The 16,542-nt window shown below is 51.4% G+C and carries 12 protein-coding genes and 1 CRISPR repeat array; of the genes, 2 read left to right on the forward strand and 10 right to left on the reverse strand.

Annotated elements, in window-relative coordinates; genetic code table 11:
* Positions 1 to 79: 79 nt before the first annotated feature.
* The gene (locus NDI45_RS12875; protein WP_348247566.1) at positions 80 to 319 is read right to left on the reverse strand and encodes a hypothetical protein; all 240 of its coding nucleotides are present in this window, start codon (positions 317 to 319) and stop codon (positions 80 to 82) included.
* Between the two features lie 300 nt (positions 320 to 619).
* Between NDI45_RS12875 and NDI45_RS12880 the strand changes: the two genes are divergently transcribed.
* A complete protein-coding gene (locus NDI45_RS12880) occupies positions 620 to 874 on the forward strand; it encodes a hypothetical protein (protein ID WP_348247567.1) in 255 nt (84 codons plus the stop codon).
* Between the two features lie 71 nt (positions 875 to 945).
* Positions 946 to 1,404, forward strand: coding sequence for a hypothetical protein (locus NDI45_RS12885; protein WP_348247568.1), 459 nt, complete (start codon positions 946 to 948; stop codon positions 1,402 to 1,404).
* A 117-nt stretch (positions 1,405 to 1,521) separates the two neighbouring features.
* Positions 1,522 to 6,490: direct repeats of the CRISPR family, unit length 29 nt; unit sequence CGGTTCACCCCCACAAGCGTGGGGACAAC.
* A gap of 22 nt (positions 6,491 to 6,512) precedes the next feature.
* Here the strand turns inward: NDI45_RS12885 and cas2e are convergent.
* The 9 genes from cas2e to NDI45_RS12930 form a co-directional block, all read right to left on the reverse strand.
* On the reverse strand, positions 6,513 to 6,782 hold the full coding sequence (gene cas2e / locus NDI45_RS12890; RefSeq protein WP_348247569.1) for a type I-E CRISPR-associated endoribonuclease Cas2e: 270 nt from the start codon (positions 6,780 to 6,782) through the stop codon (positions 6,513 to 6,515).
* On the reverse strand, positions 6,783 to 7,694 hold the full coding sequence (gene cas1e / locus NDI45_RS12895) for a type I-E CRISPR-associated endonuclease Cas1e (RefSeq protein WP_348247570.1): 912 nt from the start codon (positions 7,692 to 7,694) through the stop codon (positions 6,783 to 6,785).
* A 32-nt stretch (positions 7,695 to 7,726) separates the two neighbouring features.
* The gene (gene cas6e / locus NDI45_RS12900; protein WP_348247571.1) at positions 7,727 to 8,344 is read right to left on the reverse strand and encodes a type I-E CRISPR-associated protein Cas6/Cse3/CasE; all 618 of its coding nucleotides are present in this window, start codon (positions 8,342 to 8,344) and stop codon (positions 7,727 to 7,729) included.
* A complete protein-coding gene (cas5e, locus tag NDI45_RS12905) occupies positions 8,326 to 8,973 on the reverse strand; it encodes a type I-E CRISPR-associated protein Cas5/CasD (RefSeq protein ID WP_348247572.1) in 648 nt (215 codons plus the stop codon). Before cas5e ends, cas6e begins: the two co-directional genes overlap by 19 nt.
* 2 nt (positions 8,974 to 8,975) lie before the next feature.
* Entirely contained in the window at positions 8,976 to 10,115 is a 1,140-nt protein-coding gene (cas7e, locus tag NDI45_RS12910) for a type I-E CRISPR-associated protein Cas7/Cse4/CasC (RefSeq protein ID WP_348247573.1), read from the reverse strand.
* A 61-nt stretch (positions 10,116 to 10,176) separates the two neighbouring features.
* Positions 10,177 to 10,734, reverse strand: a complete 558-nt coding sequence (gene casB / locus NDI45_RS12915; protein ID WP_348247574.1) for a type I-E CRISPR-associated protein Cse2/CasB — start codon at positions 10,732 to 10,734, stop codon at positions 10,177 to 10,179.
* A gap of 11 nt (positions 10,735 to 10,745) precedes the next feature.
* Positions 10,746 to 12,320, reverse strand: coding sequence for a type I-E CRISPR-associated protein Cse1/CasA (gene casA, locus NDI45_RS12920; protein WP_348247575.1), 1,575 nt, complete (start codon positions 12,318 to 12,320; stop codon positions 10,746 to 10,748).
* Between the two features lie 32 nt (positions 12,321 to 12,352).
* Positions 12,353 to 15,172 (reverse strand): CRISPR-associated helicase Cas3', encoded by a 2,820-nt coding sequence (gene cas3, locus NDI45_RS12925; protein WP_348247576.1) that lies wholly within the window; start codon positions 15,170 to 15,172, stop codon positions 12,353 to 12,355.
* A complete protein-coding gene (locus tag NDI45_RS12930) occupies positions 15,173 to 16,156 on the reverse strand; it encodes a transcriptional regulator (protein ID WP_348247577.1) in 984 nt (327 codons plus the stop codon). It abuts the gene before it with no gap.
* Positions 16,157 to 16,542 lie beyond the last annotated feature (386 nt).

The raw sequence follows: 16,542 nt of genomic DNA on the forward strand, positions 1-16,542 counted from the left end.
AAAAATGCCGGAGGTACTCTGACGATCGGATTAGGGGAATTCCCCCAATAGTTAGGTCAGCAGATGCAGGGCGCTCGGACTACTGCTGAATCAAATCCTTTTCCACGGCAGCAATTAGCACCTGGCGCACCCACGCGGCGGATTGAGGATGTTCACGAATTGCCGCATCAATTTCGACAGGTAGCTTTACGCAAAAGGGTTTCTTTGCCAACTCCACACCCGCCGGAAGATCAACCGCAGGAGGAAACTGCTTTGACCTGAATTCAGGCGTTTGCACGGGTGCAGGATTGCCACCTTTATCCCCTTTTTTCTTGACCATAGTTTTACCTCACTCTATTTCAAGGATAAACAGTATACCGGGAAATAACGCATCACGATCGCTTATAGCATTTCCCAGTATATCGGGATAAATCTAATCGCCTGCCCTATTATATTTCCCAGTATACTGGGTTATATTATTAATTGTGAGGGCAAACCAAATAGCCAACCACCCCAAAGGCGAAAGAGAGGGGGCAGAGAAAGGAAGGGCATAGCTGCCACCCCTAGATCCCCTGCCTCACACGGCAAACAAAAAAAACCACCCGGCAAGGTGGCTTGAAAAATTAAAAGGATGCTCATAATGATTGCACAAATTCAAGAAGCCCGGAATGATGCAGCCCGGCTGGAAGAACACCTCGATGCTGAGGAAGCCAAGTACCAGCAAGGTTTGCAGGACGGTATGCGATCGATGCTTCGCAGATCGCTTTTTGAGTCCGTCTCCTACATGGCTGGATACAACGAGGGCATGACGCGCCGAGTCCGTTTCGGAGTGAAAACCGAGGAACAGTGGCTAGAGCGTGGTTGGGGCGATGAACTGCTGAACGACGAATTCTAATCACCGCATACGGGAGGGACTTAGATCCCTCCTTTCTTTTTCCGCAATCACTTCACGCGAGGAATTGAATCATGGCAACCGCAACATTGATTGAAGGAACGATCGAAGTTATCGGACGTGAGAAAAACGGGCAGTACGGACCATACAAGCCTGTGTTGTTCAAGCTGGCTGATGGTTCAGAGATCTGGAAGTCTTACAAACCGGATGCCCCGGAATTAGCGCAGCTTCGTAAGGGGCAGACCTACCAACTGGTGAAGGTGGGCGATGAAATCAAACTCGTTGCCCCAGGGCAGTCCACACCACAGGCTCAGGCGACGACTCCGCCGATCGCGCCAGCGCACCAGACAGACCCGTACCGCATGGGCGACGACCAGAAGCGGGACGTTGCCGCTTACGTTTCCCAGATGGGCGATCTGCTTGCCTACTGCCGGAACGTGGCGCAGCAAAAGCTGGGTGATGTGGAGGAAGAAACGATTCGCACCTCAACTGCCTCTCTGTTCATTACCGCGCAACGGAAATTTAACCTCTAGATCACGGCACAGGGGCATTGCTGCCCCTACCTACTTGGCGGATTACCAATTTTTTGACTTTTCACGCAGGCAGCAAGTAGAGGCAAATAATGTTATTTTGATTCCGCGATCGTGGAGCGGTTCACCCACACAAGCGTGGGGACAACGAATCCTTCCAACGCCAGGGCGGCCATCATTCTGCGGTTCACCCCCACAAGCGTGGGGACAACAGAATATCGTGGCGGCTTGCCCAAGACACAGCCCGGTTCACCCCCACAAGCGTGGGGACAACTATTGATGACCCCCTGAAAAACCACGAGGAAGCCGGTTCACCCCCACAAGCGTGGGGACAACGATTAGGGGTTGTAAGACCGATCGCCCATTGCTCCGGTTCACCCCCACAAGCGTGGGGACAACTCATTGAGGAAGAACAATTTTCCAAGCCTGAAAGCGGTTCACCCCCACAAGCGTGGGGACAACCGTTGTTGAGCTTGCGATCAACCTTCCGTAATTCCGGTTCACCCCCACAAGCGTGGGGACAACACTACGCAAGCCGCCTATGCGCTTGGGGTTGCGCGGTTCACCCCCACAAGCGTGGGGACAACCGAGCCTGCCGCGCCTGACGCGTCTACCGAACCGGGTTCACCCCCACAAGCGTGGGGACAACGAGGAAGCTAGCGGACGAGCTGAACCGGATTAATCGGTTCACCCCCACAAGCGTGGGGACAACGTTCAGTCCAGAGAAGCGGGAGAACCAGTCCATACGGTTCACCCCCACAAGCGTGGGGACAACGCTAGGTGCTGCACTGGGCTATGTGCGATCGCCCGGTTCACCCCCACAAGCGTGGGGACAACTAACTTAAGCGTCCGTGTTCTAAGTTTCAATTGGACGGTTCACCCCCACAAGCGTGGGGACAACTGTCAGGGTTTAGGAATGAGCAGTCGCGGCATACGGTTCACCCCCACAAGCGTGGGGACAACTGGCTATACGGCATGAGTTTTGCTTGCAGAGTCGCGGTTCACCCCACAAGCGTGGGGACAACGGGTTCTTAGTCCTGACTGGGGGGATGCACTTGCGGTTCACCCCCACAAGCGTGGGGACAACCAGCATCGAAATGTTTCAAAGCCCTTTTATTACGGTTCACCCCCACAAGCGTGGGGACAACATAGTGCTTAGTCTCAGGAACACTTGAAACAAGCGGTTCACCCCCACAAGCGTGGGGACAACCCGGTTCTATGGCACGTTAGTCGGCGGCTTCTGCGGTTCACCCCCACAAGCGTGGGGACAACTAAAACGATTGCCCTCGTGACCCACAAATAAAGCGGTTCACCCCCACAAGCGTGGGGACAACGATCGGAGAACTGCGGCGGGCTGTAATGGATGACCGGTTCACCCCCACAAGCGTGGGGACAACGAAGCTCCGATTGGTATTCTCGTTCAAGATCACACGGTTCACCCCCACAAGCGTGGGGACAACGCCCAGGACCTCTTGTATAAAGCCGATCGGGTCGGCGGTTCACCCCCACAAGCGTGGGGACAACTGAACTTGTGCCGCCAGTAATCCCAATCGAAAACGGTTCACCCCCACAAGCGTGGGGACAACAGTTTAATGTGACTGTTGTAAAAGACGATCGCCCGGTTCACCCCCACAAGCGTGGGGACAACGCCAACCTTTTACTTCTGCACTGGTGTCTAGTAACGGTTCACCCCCACAAGCGTGGGGACAACCGGTTGATACTTACGATCTTAAGAGTTTTAACACGGTTCACCCCCACAAGCGTGGGGACAACTTAGATTGTCGCAATTGACATTACTGGAGGATCTTCGGTTCACCCCCACAAGCGTGGGGACAACCGGAGCAATCCCAAGTCAGGCGGACGGTTGATCCGGTTCACCCCCACAAGCGTGGGGACAACGCAAATTCTTGACACCCAGGACAGTTATCGACCCCGGTTCACCCCCACAAGCGTGGGGACAACGGATTGCGAAGGCGTGAGGGTCGCGGCTGATATCGGTTCACCCCCACAAGCGTGGGGACAACTGAATATAGCTTGCAAGCAATTATTTCAGCTTGCGGTTCACCCCCACAAGCGTGGGGACAACTAACTGACGCGACGACTGTTAATGGGGACTGTATCGGTTCACCCCCACAAGCGTGGGGACAACGCAGAGACACCCAATCAGGGTCAATCCCGCACAGCGGTTCACCCCCACAAGCGTGGGGACAACGTCAGTCGATCGAGTGATCACCACAGACAAGTCACGGTTCACCCCCACAAGCGTGGGGACAACGATCGACTGTGGATATGACCGCCTATATTGCCGACGGTTCACCCCCACAAGCGTGGGGACAACTACGTGCTGAAACTGCCGATCGCCCTCGTACAAGTCGGTTCACCCCCACAAGCGTGGGGACAACGCGTTTCCAGTTGAAGACTGAAACCACTGAACCGCGGTTCACCCCCACAAGCGTGGGGACAACGTCAGTCGATCGAGTGATCACCACAGACAAGTCACGGTTCACCCCCACAAGCGTGGGGACAACTGCCAGATAGACCGACTAGGTGTTTTTAATTTCGGTTCACCCCCACAAGCGTGGGGACAACAAACCATTGCTGATCAAGTTGATGACATCCCGCGGTTCACCCCCACAAGCGTGGGGACAACATATATTCTTGCTTATCTCCTACGACACGATACTCGGTTCACCCCCACAAGCGTGGGGACAACCAGTAGCAGAAAATAAAATTTTTGAAGCTAAACGCGGTTCACCCCCACAAGCGTGGGGACAACCTTCTCTCAGTTTTTCCTGAGCTTTTTCTTTAACGGTTCACCCCCACAAGCGTGGGGACAACGCTGCTCGATCGATATCTTCTGCTCTTGCAGCACGGTTCACCCCCACAAGCGTGGGGACAACCAAGACCCGCAGCTACACCCGATCGTGAACCTACGGTTCACCCTCACAAGCGTGGGGACAACCGGGTTTGTTGGCAGGCTTGGTCGTGCTTTTGTGCGGTTCACCCCCACAAGCGTGGGGACAACTGAAGCTTGAGCTTGAGGCGTTGGCAGAGATGGACGGTTCACCCCCACAAGCGTGGGGACAACTTTCCCTAAAATCGCAGTTTAAGCCGGAAGTACGGTTCACCCCCACAAGCGTGGGGACAACTGGAACGATCGCGCTAACCAGCAACATAAACAGCGGTTCACCCCCACAAGCGTGGGGACAACGATCGATCACTGTCCTCGCTGCTGCAACTACACTGCGGTTCACCCCCACAAGCGTGGGGACAACTGCTGATTGCCTGCCGCTGTATAGTTACTCACGCCGGTTCACCCCCACAAGCGTGGGGACAACTCCCTCGAAGGCCACGATTCCAGGAACTTGACAGCGGTTCACCCCCACAAGCGTGGGGACAACTCGGATGTACTGCCGATATTCGGGGGAAAAATGCGGTTCACCCCCACAAGCGTGGGGACAACGGCAAATGCCGGATTTGCACCGGGGAGAAGCCACGGTTCACCCCCACAAGCGTGGGGACAACCCTTTTTTACGATTCGCTCTTACCTTCTTAGTTCGGTTCACCCCCACAAGCGTGGGGACAACAACTACTTTTTAACCCGACTGGTAACGACGATCCGGTTCACCCCCACAAGCGTGGGGACAACTGGCGTGTTCAGCACTCACCGACTGCTCACGGACGGTTCACCCCCACAAGCGTGGGGACAACCCAGTTTCTTCATTGCCGACAGGAACAATTTCAACGGTTCACCCCCACAAGCGTGGGGACAACGGCAGAGTTTACAAATCCAAGCTCTTGCTTGTACGGTTCACCCCCACAAGCGTGGGGACAACTTATTTTGTATTTCCAAAACTTTACGAATTACCGCGGTTCACCCCCACAAGCGTGGGGACAACCTGGACAACCTGCCCAACCTGGACAACCTATTTCGGTTCACCCCCACAAGCGTGGGGACAACGTCGCTCCGGCTTGCCTTTGAGCGTGCGAATCACGGTTCACCCCCACAAGCGTGGGGACAACGCTGAAATATCAACCTGAGCAGAATCTTCTTTAACGGTTCACCCCCACAAGCGTGGGGACAACTGCGCCTGCATGGGTTCGGCCTCAAAATACTTGCCGGTTCACCCCCACAAGCGTGGGGACAACAGAGAGCAGGCGAGCAAAGTGCAAAGTTTTTTTACGGTTCACCCCCACAAGCGTGGGGACAACTGGCCGGCAGCGTGATCGACCCCGACTCCGTTACGGTTCACCCCCACAAGCGTGGGGACAACGTAGCAATCAATGGCTTTTGTTGCTTAATCAAGCGGTTCACCCCCACAAGCGTGGGGACAACGCAGACACGCCCGACTAGCCATGAGCGAACCATCGGTTCACCCCCACAAGCGTGGGGACAACGGAATCGCATCTCGCACTGCTTCCGGTGTGATGGCGGTTCACCCCCACAAGCGTGGGGACAACGTATGGTGTGGGCGGATTCTGTGTGAAGAGTCGCGGTTCACCCCCACAAGCGTGGGGACAACTTAGAACAGTCCATTCGCCGCGTTGATCAACTAAGGTTCACCCCCACAAGCGTGGGGACAACTGTCGGGAATCTGATTAATCCAGCCTCCCAGCACTGGTTCACCCCCACAAGCGTGGGGACAACGTGGGAACCGCACGAAGACAAGGCAAGGGAAAGCGGTTCACCCCCACAAGCGTGGGGACAACGCAACACGATCAAGCCTAGAAACAGAAAGCGCAACGGTTCACCCCCACAAGCGTGGGGACAACGAATGTTCGAGTTCGGACCCTACGCAATCAAATGGCGGTTCACCCCCACAAGCGTGGGGACAACTTTTTGCCTTCTCCTTGGATAAACCTGCTGAAACCGGTTCACCCCCACAAGCGTGGGGACAACTTCCGGGGCGGGTCGGCATCTGGCGCGGCGAGGACGGTTCACCCCCACAAGCGTGGGGACAACGGTTGCGAGTGCGCGATCTTTGTTTTCCTGTAGTTCGGTTCACCCCCACAAGCGTGGGGACAACTGAGCCGATCGCCTGCGGATTCGCGATTGATGGCGGTTCACCCCCACAAGCGTGGGGACAACTCTTCCACAGTACTTGATCTGATTAGATCTTTACTAGTAACACCCCCTCTATGTCTATTAGAGACCGCGATGGAGTTCCGAGGATTCGGGCATCAAACCCCTGTTCATTGCGTTGTGGATAAATCATCACGGCAGATCCGCTTCCGTGTTTCTGCTCAATCAAAGTCCATAACTCGTCCCTCACTAGTGCTGAAACCCGTCCCGTAAAAACCCCTGGCTTGATCTCAAACAACCAACGGCTTAACTCTCCCCGCAGCACTGGCTTGGCTTTCTCCAAAATAAACACGACCATTTAACCTTCCTTCTCCGACCAGTCCTTTCCTCCCTCAACTGTCTCCAGCACGTCGTCCCACAGGAAACAAATTGGCTCTGTCTCATCCTCATCTCCAAAGCCCAGCACCTTATCAACATCCTGTACTAGGCGATGCATCAAACGATAGTCATTAAACTTCTGCCGGCACTTGCGTCGTACCAACGTATCCAAATCGAAATACGTTTCTGACACTGCTTCAAATGCAGCCGGAACTGTTGTTTCCGCTTTATATAAATCTGCAATGTCATAGACAAATGACAATGGTTTACCCGTGTGAATAAACCCCAGCGCGGTCGAATAACCAACAGAATTCAACGCTGCTTGACACACAGCATACAAACAAGTGTTTGCGATCGATAGTGCCTGATTAATTGGATTGGCTTGATCCCAGTCTTCCTGCTTATAATTTCGACCCGTCCACTCCACCCCAGTTTTTTTACTCCACTGCTGATACATCGTCCGTACCCGCACTCCCTCCAACCCTCGAATTTGTTGAAGCGTCAAATCTTCGCTGGGCGTATCCTCAAATCGAAAGATATACATCCGCCGCACCACTGCCAGTCTTTGAATTGCATCTGCCCACAGCGTTGCTTGGTGAAGCAGCCGCTTAGAATTGCCTGCACCACTGCGCCCACTGGCATAAAATCGCATGAGATCCTCTCCTACCCACTGCACTTCACACGCATTATCTGCCAGCGTTTTTATGGCAGCGTGGGTAATCGAAGTTCCAGGACCAAGCAACAGCGTTGCAATTGCCGCACAGGGCACAAAGAACTTACTCTTCTCCTTAAAAACCGCGATCGCTCGGTCATCTTGTTCAATGCGGCAGTGTTCAAAGTACAAGAAACTGATGCGATCGCGCGCCTTCGGCAATGTCCGTAACCTGGACATGAGTACTCACCTCAAACTTAGAAAATTTAGGATTACAATCGAGCGATCGAGAGTAAGCCACAGCCGTAGGAACGCCCCCGTCCAATTCCCTGTCGAATAGCAGTGCTAAATAAGGCTGGATCATCAATCCGAATCACGCCTTGATACAGTACGCTGATAATCCGAATCGGAGAAGTTCCCTTCCCTTTCATTCCAAAGACATTTGGGGTTGGAACGGTATCAACGTTCAGAAGCGTGAAGCCATGCTGGGCTGCTCGTCGCTCTAGCCAAGCCAGGTGCTCAGGCTGGTGAAACAGCCCGAGCGTCTTACCAGTTTCCTTGCTGCGCTTGCTAGGATTCGCCTTCAATCGAAATTGAACGACTCGCCCTGCACGAAGTTGGCTATCATCTAGGTCAAACGGTTTAGTGATGGGGGCTTTTGCCAAGTATCCCTGGTGCAGTCGGCTCCAGTCAGGCTCGATAGCAGATTGGACAAGGATTACATCGCTATCCGGCTCATGACGAAACAGCACGTTCCAGTCAGCACGAGGCTGATCGCGCTGTTCGTCCGGAAACGCTTGCATGATACGTCGATGTAGATCATGAGCATTACTAAAATCTCGTTGGGCTGTGCTATCGCCCCCGTTTAGAACTAATTGGGAAAGATACATAGGTTCTTTTCAAAAGAATGAGGGTGAACACAACGACTACCAAACAGCCGTTTTTGCCAATCAATCGGCACATCTTGCCGGACATCCAGACTGTCGGGCACTTCGACAAGACCGCGCAACTGACTCGGTAAAGTGCGAATAGAAGTGCTTTTGAGATATATACGGTGTTCCAGAGCTTTCAGCAGGGGTTCATCAACAATTCCCACATGAATCGGACAACTCGGTACGAAGCTCTTGCGCCCAAAGTAAAGCTGCCAGCAGGGAGACTGGAGCGCAGCATCCAGGGTTTCTAAAATTGGGCGATCGCCCTCTAGCCCTACCAAATAGTCGGCATCTGCCACGTAATAGCGTTGGCTAATGACGGTATCGCCCTTGCTGCCGCTGGATTTGATGCTGTCCATAATGGTGTGATAGTCACACTGCACCACACCTTCCTGGTTGATCCGAACCCCCATCTTGAGGGTAGCTAGATCATCAACCGGTTCCCAGCGAGGACGACCCAACGCTGCACAGAGCAAACCAATTACAGCCGATTTGGTAGGCTCCCGACGGCTATCTCGAATCGTGAATCGGCTATGGTCGCCCCAACTCATCATGGGGGCACGCATTCTCAATAAAAGTGTAGGCATGATTAGTTGCCTCCGGGAAAGGCAGCGGCAATCGCATCTTTAATCAACTCATCTACAGCTGGCTTTTCACAGTCCTTCAGGTTTACCAACTGTTGGGCAAGCTGTTCGCGGGTGACGATGCCTTTGAACACTACGGATTTTTCACCATACATCTTGCTCAAATCTGCCCAGTGGCTATCCAGCTTGGAGATAGCATTCTCCAGCAGGCTTTTGCTACTTTTAGGAGCCATAGGATTTTCAAATGCATCTACCAGTGAAATTGGCTGACCTTTACGAACGACCACCATGACTGCTGCTGGGAGGCTATGGGCAGCAAAGCCATTTTGATGTCCAGTAGGAATCGCTTTGATAAAGGCTTCAGCAAAGGCTTGGGCAATAGTATCTGCCTGGACATCGCTGCCTAAATTAGTTTGGAGTTGTACCGTATCCAAAGTAGTGAAGCGATAGTAGGTGGAACTGTTGTAGCCCGTTTCGCCCATGTGGTCTGCCCCAGCATCGTCACTGCTGCCCAGGTCATCCACAGCGGTGAAGAAGTCGAATTCTTGCTGGAGCTTGTTGACGCTAATGGCGTGCGCCATTTGTACTGCAGCATCCACATTCACCGTCGGCAGAGATGCCATCATGCGCCCAAACAATGCCACGTCACCAGGCTTGCCGCTGTCTACCAATACCTTCTCAATCAGCTTGGGCATGTTGGGATCTTTGGCAGGTAGTTTTGGTTCTTTGCCCTTCAGTTCAGGCTCAATTTTTGCCCAGTTCTTGATTAGAATGTCGGCGACCGCGGCGATCTCTGTCCGTCCTAAGAACAGAATTGTTTTTGATTCAATCTTGTCGGCTTCAAATTTTGCTCCTAACACTTCTAGTGCTAATTTGGTTGCTGTCTCCGCTTGTGCTTCAGGGATTCCTGCTTTTACCAACAATGCTTTGAGTTCTGGCATCCAGGAGCGCGATCGCTGAGCAAATTGTTCTGCTTCTATCTCAGAATGTGCTTGATAAAACAAGCGCACAGCCCGTTTCTGGCATTGGCTAGAAATTCGCGCCCGAGGATAGCCACCAAACACAGTAGACTTTGGCATTCCATTCTCATCACGGTTCAAATTGGCGGGTGGAAAGCTTTGTAGAACATGAATTTCGAGTTGCATGGTTTATGACTCCGTTTGAATTGGTTTGAATTGGTTTGAATTGGTTGAAAGTGAGTTGCCGTTATTCGGCGATGTCATCGGCGGCTGGTTCCGATTCGTCTAATGAACTAGGTGGCGCACCCCAAAATGCTCTTGCCCAGCGGTCTTGAATATATTGATTAGGGTGCTCCCACTGGCGCAGATCGGCCAAGAGTTGGGGGTAGTTGATGGCAATTCCCTTACTTTTCATTTGCCGCACCAATGCGGTTAGAGGCGATTGGATATCGGTTAATGTCAGATCTAGCAAGGTTCGAAAGCGGCGATCGGCTCCTTCGGAATTTGTTGCGGTTGCTAAGCCACGGCAGCTATGCCCGAAATTCCCCTTCTGTTGAGTGGATGGATAGTAGACTGAAAGGCACGCAACGGGAATCCAAATCTTCGTCTGTTCCCACTCCGATGTATTACCGACATAGGGCAACACAACGGGGTAAACCTTGCGAATATGTTCTGGCTCACAAGATAGAGCGCGTTTGAAATCTGCCTTTGCGCCGTTATCGTTTTTGATTCGGTCGCTAACCGATTTGAGAAATCGGCTTTCGTACTCTAATCGATTGCGGGGTGTACTTTGAGTTGTTGTCATTGATGGTTCTCTTATTGGGAAACTTTGTCTTTCTTCTTCGCTGCCTTGGCTTTCTTCGCCTCCTTCTCCTCTGGGGTAGCCCGCAAATCTGAGAGCTTCCATTCCAGAGCACGTAGGGCTTTGGCTCTGGCTTCATAGTTACGAATGGGAGAAATTGACGCCGTGAAGGCATCCCTTGCAGCGCTTTGCACCGTCTTTGTCCACTCTGGTAGCTTCGTATTGCCGTAGGTGATGCCGTTGCCGTCTACGGTTTTGTCGGCAGGTAATTCTCTTAAAAGCGTTTGAAATGCGCGATCGAGGGTAGCCCAATAGCGAGATTCGCCATCCAAGATTTCTGCCAGTTGGCGAGCCTGCTCACCAATTGCCTTGCTGTTGGTGGTGGGTGGATTCAACCCTTTAGCTAATTCGTAATAGGGGCTGCTTTGGAAGAAGCGAAAAATATGCTGATTGTCTTCAGTAATGGCGATCATAGTCTTGAGCGACGCTCCTAATTGCTTATCTGTAATGTAGATAGCGGGAGCTGAAAACCTCTCAACACTACAAGCTAATGGCTTAGCTTTATCAGCACACATACCAAAAACCTGGAGATGCACTACATCTTCTACCAAACCTTCTGCATGCAGTGTAGCTAGCCAATCGATAATTCGAGGACGATGATTCTTTTCCGCAGATTGCAAAAAACTATGAGCATTTCTCCACAACTGGCGTGTTGGAGAAAACCGCACAGGCTTATCTTCATGAAAAGCAATGCCACACTCCCACTGCTGTGGAGAAATTTCATCTGGAAAGGAGTTACCCATCGTGATTGCCAATTGACTCATGCCATCGCTATCAGGCACTAGATTCAATCGTCGCCAGGGGTAGGTTAGATAGTGGATATAACCATTGGGAACTGTCTTTGCTGGTTTCCCTGCGTAGCTCATTTCCCATGTTGGTAAGTCTTCACCCGACACAACGCTAGGGATTTCTCCTTCAGGGTAATATTGCATCAAGTTCAGCAATAACGTACCTTTAAGGGTCGTCCCGACAACAAGAACATTTGAATTGTTGATGGTAGGTGTATTGACAGCCGAACGGTTCCCTGAACTTTGCGGTGGATAGAACGCTCTTAGGCTGGTAATATCAACCGATTGTAGTCTCACCATCAGACGGGCTGCCTCTGGCGGTGAAACACGATAGCCGCTCCACTCATGCTCATGCGAGAACACTTTAGAGGTACTCATCGTATGAATCGCGTAGATTGGTACAGCTTTATCTTTGGTTAATGCTGTGTCCTGCATAAACGGATAGTCAGGATGAAATAAGTCAAACCGATCGCGCCATTGATTGAGATAGGCGATTGCCTTCTTGCCGTTATCTTGCTGAATCTCTTCCCAATGATCGACGTCCTTCGGTCCCTGATAGGCTCGATGCAAAACCGCCAACAAAAAGCGATAGATTGCCAACGTTGTGGGGGGATTATCTGCTTGAATTTCTTTTAACGTTTCCCATGTGGTGAATAACTCTATTAGCGACACATCTCGCCGCTGCCAGTCTTGACTCACCACAAGCAACCAGGGTTGATCGACCAAATTAAATGTCATCATGGCTCGAATTTCCTCTTAAATTCTTTGATCGCTCATCTACCCACTTTTTCGATCACCACTCCCCGCAGTGGATCTAACTCCAATTCCCACTTACCCACTTGAGTTTTACCTTCTGTATTCAGCACCACATAACGGCAGTAGCGCAGCAGTGCCGAAGTCCAGGTTGTGGGATTGGACTGTGCCATCAATGCCTGCACTAATCCCCGTTTACCAATCCGAGTACTATGCTCTAGTAATCCTCGGATTGTGGCTAAATTAGGCGATTGTTCCAGATCAACCGCCTGGTTCGTCCCAGGTAGTAGCAACCCATTAGCGGTTTGTTGTAAAAAGATTGTCGTCACAGTAGGTTCGCCTAGCCGGGTGACTTTAGCGATTGTATTGTCATCGTCCTCTTCCCCTTGGCGTGTAAAGTCAGCCGGGTGGTTCTCTATTAAGGCTGGTGGTAGCTTGACTGCATTCGCCTGGGCAATTTTCTTACTGGTTTCACCGGCTTGGTAGTCAGCCAAAGAACTTTCCCAGTCTTGTTGATGGCTAAGTTCTAAACCGTGGGGAATGGGCGCATCCAGGTAATATACCGACTCGATTAAGTCATCAGTTTCTGCAGGCAAGTGCACCGTGTTTTTGTTTCGCAGAGTCAGCCACGAGCGCAGCAGAATGTGGCGGTTGTAAATGATTCCTGCGTCAGCAAACTGCGCCTTACCTTCTTTGTTGATAGTTGGCTCAACCACCCACATCGTAGGCACTTCCAGCTTCACAGGGCGGTTGTCTCTGATGTGTCGATGGAGCCGACCTGATCGCTGTAAGAGCAGATCGATCGGAGCCAAGTCGCTAATCATCAAATCAAAATCCACATCCAAACTCTGCTCAATTACCTGCGTTGCTACCAACACATAGCGATATGGACGAGTTCTAGCGCAAATGTCTAATAGATGAGTGATGAAAGCCCGTGATCTAGGAAAAGTTTGTGATGTAATTAGGTACTTCACAAAATCGAAAAACTGAACACTTTTCTTCCCAAACATCTTGAGGCAACTATTCTCAATCCGTTCGCGATTAGTGAACAGAAATCGCCCATGAAATAACCCCAGTTCATCCTCAGCAAACTCCACCTGCAATCGCTCGAAGATTTCCTGTGCCCGTCCTACTGTTGAGCAAATCACCGCTGCACAGCCGCCCTCTGACAGTTTGTCTCCCAGAACTGTCACCCATTCCCCATCACTAACCCAGCGCAAATTCAGCGATCGCGTCACATCTTTGGAGGCCGCAAATGATCTGACCTCAACTTTTCCACCGGAAAAGGTAGTAATACGTGGATAGTCCGCTTGAGGTAGTTCTACATCAGTCTGACCACAGCCCCTGGCATAAGCGTTTATTAATAGATGACGCGTACTCGTGGGCAACGTTGCTGATAGTGCAATCACTGGCGAACCCAATACTGCCAACCATTCCAGAAGTCGCTCTAGTAGGGTACTGGTATACAGGTCATAGGCATGGATCTCATCCAAAATCACTGTGCGACCCGCCAAACCAAACAAGCGGACAAACTGATGTTTCGATCGCACCACCCCCATCAATCCCTGATCTACAGTTCCAACACCATAAGGACTAAGCAACGATCGCTTTCGCGCCGTATGCCATTCTCCTGCACCCACTCGACCCGCTGAGTTTTGGCTGTCTTCGTCGTAGACCTGATCTAATCGACAAACCGTCTGCTGATACTCCTCCTTCAATGCTGCCGCCGCATGGCTCAAGGTCAGATTTACAGTTTCTTCGGAATAACGCTGGCTTAAGAAGCTTTTTACCCGCTGCCACATAGCATTACTCGTTGCCTGTGTCGGCAGCCCAATATAAAACCCACCGGCCGAAGTCTGATGCTGTAGATAATCCGCTAAATACAATGCCGTCTCAGTTTTTCCCTCTCCCATCAATGCTTCCACCAAAATTAGACATGGAGGAATCAGCCTAGGGGCAAGGGCAATCGCCTCATTCTGCAACGGTCGTGGCGTACTGATCTTAGGGAATAACTCTGTGAAATCCAGCGGTTTGTCCTTTGTTATTTTCGTCCAGCCGATCGCCCGCAATGCGTTTTCAGCTTTAACATTTAATTCCTTTGTATAGTCCTCAAAAGATGTGTCATTTGCATAGGGAAAGCCGCTTTTTTTATCTGGGTTTGACGCAACCCAATCTGAAACTGTCGTTAGCCCTGCCAAAATCATTGCAGCGGCATTGTCACAGTGGCAGGGTAAGTCTGCTGCGGTTAAATCGACAAACCCTTGCAACTGCTCAAAAATCGTTTGGCTAAATCGACGATGCTGCCAATCACTCCCTGGATTGGTGCCACACAACCCGTCATCCAAAGCATCAATGTCAGCTTGAGATGGGAAAAAACCATGATGTCCTCCCACAATCATTGCTAATCGCCTAGCGAGTTGATGTGCCTTTCGCTGAGTCAGGTGGTTCCCCAACCCGATATCACACAAAAACTGTGGCATTGTCTTTGCTGTAACCAGTCCATGGGGCGTTTTAGTATCCGGAAGCCGTGTCCATAAATCATAAAAATGCTCTCCTAGCAGGGCTTTTCCCACCTCGCTCACCTGAAACTGAAATGCAGGACTAACTTTGCCTAAGTCATGGCACCCTGCCAAAAAGCTACAGCACTTCACCAAGGGCTCACCCGCCAACCCCAGTCCGCGTTCCAGGGTAGCGATCGCCGCCGGGCTCAAATACTCCTGCACAATCTGCCTTGCCACAGCAGCCGTATCAGCGAGATGGCAAATCACTGGATGATACTCAGGCTGTCCATTGGCTGTGAACTCTCCCCTGCCTGTTTTTGCCCAAAACCTCTCATTCATCTAATTCACTTCCTTGGAGTACTGTTGCTGCATCCCCTCAATTTCTTCCTGCACCATTGCTATCAGTTGGGGCGGACTCACCACCTTGGCGTTTTTCCCGTAGTAGAGAACCCACCGCTTAACTTCGTTTAACCCTCTAGCAACAAATCTCAGGGTGATCGAACCGTCAGGATGCTTGTCAATTGTTTGGCTAGGATGCCAACGGCGTTCGCAGATATAGGGTGCAGTAGGTGCATCGAACCAGATGCCTATGTCTTGCAAATTGCCGCTTAACTCATGCTGGAAGGCTCCAGCAAAATAAGCTTTAGGATCGAACTCCGGGTCTGTTTCAAACTGCGATGGTAGAATAACCAGTTTACGAATGCGATCTACCCGAAAATCTCTAACCGTTTGTCGAATATGACAAAACCCCGTTACACAAGGATTATTGCGAGTAAAGTGCAGCAAATATGGATCTAGAACTCGCTCTGATTCTGTGTTTCGTCCAGCAGTGAAGTATTGAATTTTCACCTGTTGCCGATCCTTGCAAGCCTGCTCCAACTGCTGCCAAATTTCAGGGTTTAGATCTAACTCTGCTCCCACCCGCACTAACACACTCTGTTGAGCTAATTCTTGGAGATCTACCCAGGTTTGCTCTGGCAATCGTTGTGCTAATCGAGCGATCGCTCCCTCCAACTGTACTTGGTAGGCTGACCCGGCATAAGCACTCAGCATCCGTGCACCCAACGCTAGCGCAAACAATTCCCCTTGGCTTAAGGGAATAGTCGGCAATCGCCAATCTGGCTCCGTGTAGTAGTAACCTTTGACCTTAGTGCTGGAGATCGGTGCGTTGAAGCGATCTCGCATAAAATCAATGTCTTTGCGAACAGTTCGTTCTGTTACTCCTAAGACTTCTGCCATAGTGGTTGCTGTATGGCGTTGTCTTGAGCGCAGAAATGTATCTATTTGCAGTAGCCGCTCTAGGTGCCGTCCTGAAGTTGTCACGCTGTAGACCCATCACACTAGAACACAGCTTAAACACCCACCCCGGAAAAAACGCTTCCGGGTTCCAGTCATTAGAAAATCTTTGTAGAAATAGGGGCAGAACTTACGTAAACCCTATCAAAGGTATACTAATGCCTCGGCTACTATCGACTAAACTACGGTTCACGATCGGGTTATGTGCTGAACAAGTGTGGGCAAGTGGAATAAGAGCGATGCCATGATGGTGTGCCCGCTATGCGCTGTCCCTTCTACGACTATGCCAAAGTCTATAAACATGGTCGGACTCGTTAGAGTATTTAATGACGCTCCCCGCCGCAAGCAGCGGGGTATCCGGACATCAAGCCTTACGGGTGACTTACGCCCCAAGGGGCGGGGAATGTACCCTT

The organism is Leptolyngbya sp. GB1-A1 (assembly GCF_039962475.1).
Taxonomy (GTDB): Bacteria; Cyanobacteriota; Cyanobacteriia; order Elainellales; family Elainellaceae; genus Leptolyngbya_A.

Bases quoted from the DNA above. Each gene is read 5' to 3' on its own strand.
- NDI45_RS12875 (WP_348247566.1), bottom strand. From the start codon at position 319: ATGGTCAAGAAAAAAGGGGATAAAGGTGGCAATCCTGCACCCGTGCAA.
- NDI45_RS12880 (WP_348247567.1), top strand. From the start codon at position 620: ATGATTGCACAAATTCAAGAAGCCCGGAATGATGCAGCCCGGCTGGAA.
- NDI45_RS12885 (WP_348247568.1), top strand. From the start codon at position 946: ATGGCAACCGCAACATTGATTGAAGGAACGATCGAAGTTATCGGACGT.
- cas2e (WP_348247569.1), bottom strand. From the start codon at position 6,782: ATGGTCGTGTTTATTTTGGAGAAAGCCAAGCCAGTGCTGCGGGGAGAG.
- cas1e (WP_348247570.1), bottom strand. From the start codon at position 7,694: ATGTCCAGGTTACGGACATTGCCGAAGGCGCGCGATCGCATCAGTTTC.
- cas6e (WP_348247571.1), bottom strand. From the start codon at position 8,344: ATGTATCTTTCCCAATTAGTTCTAAACGGGGGCGATAGCACAGCCCAA.
- cas5e (WP_348247572.1), bottom strand. From the start codon at position 8,973: ATGCCTACACTTTTATTGAGAATGCGTGCCCCCATGATGAGTTGGGGC.
- cas7e (WP_348247573.1), bottom strand. From the start codon at position 10,115: ATGCAACTCGAAATTCATGTTCTACAAAGCTTTCCACCCGCCAATTTG.
- casB (WP_348247574.1), bottom strand. From the start codon at position 10,734: ATGACAACAACTCAAAGTACACCCCGCAATCGATTAGAGTACGAAAGC.
- casA (WP_348247575.1), bottom strand. From the start codon at position 12,320: ATGATGACATTTAATTTGGTCGATCAACCCTGGTTGCTTGTGGTGAGT.
- cas3 (WP_348247576.1), bottom strand. From the start codon at position 15,172: ATGAATGAGAGGTTTTGGGCAAAAACAGGCAGGGGAGAGTTCACAGCC.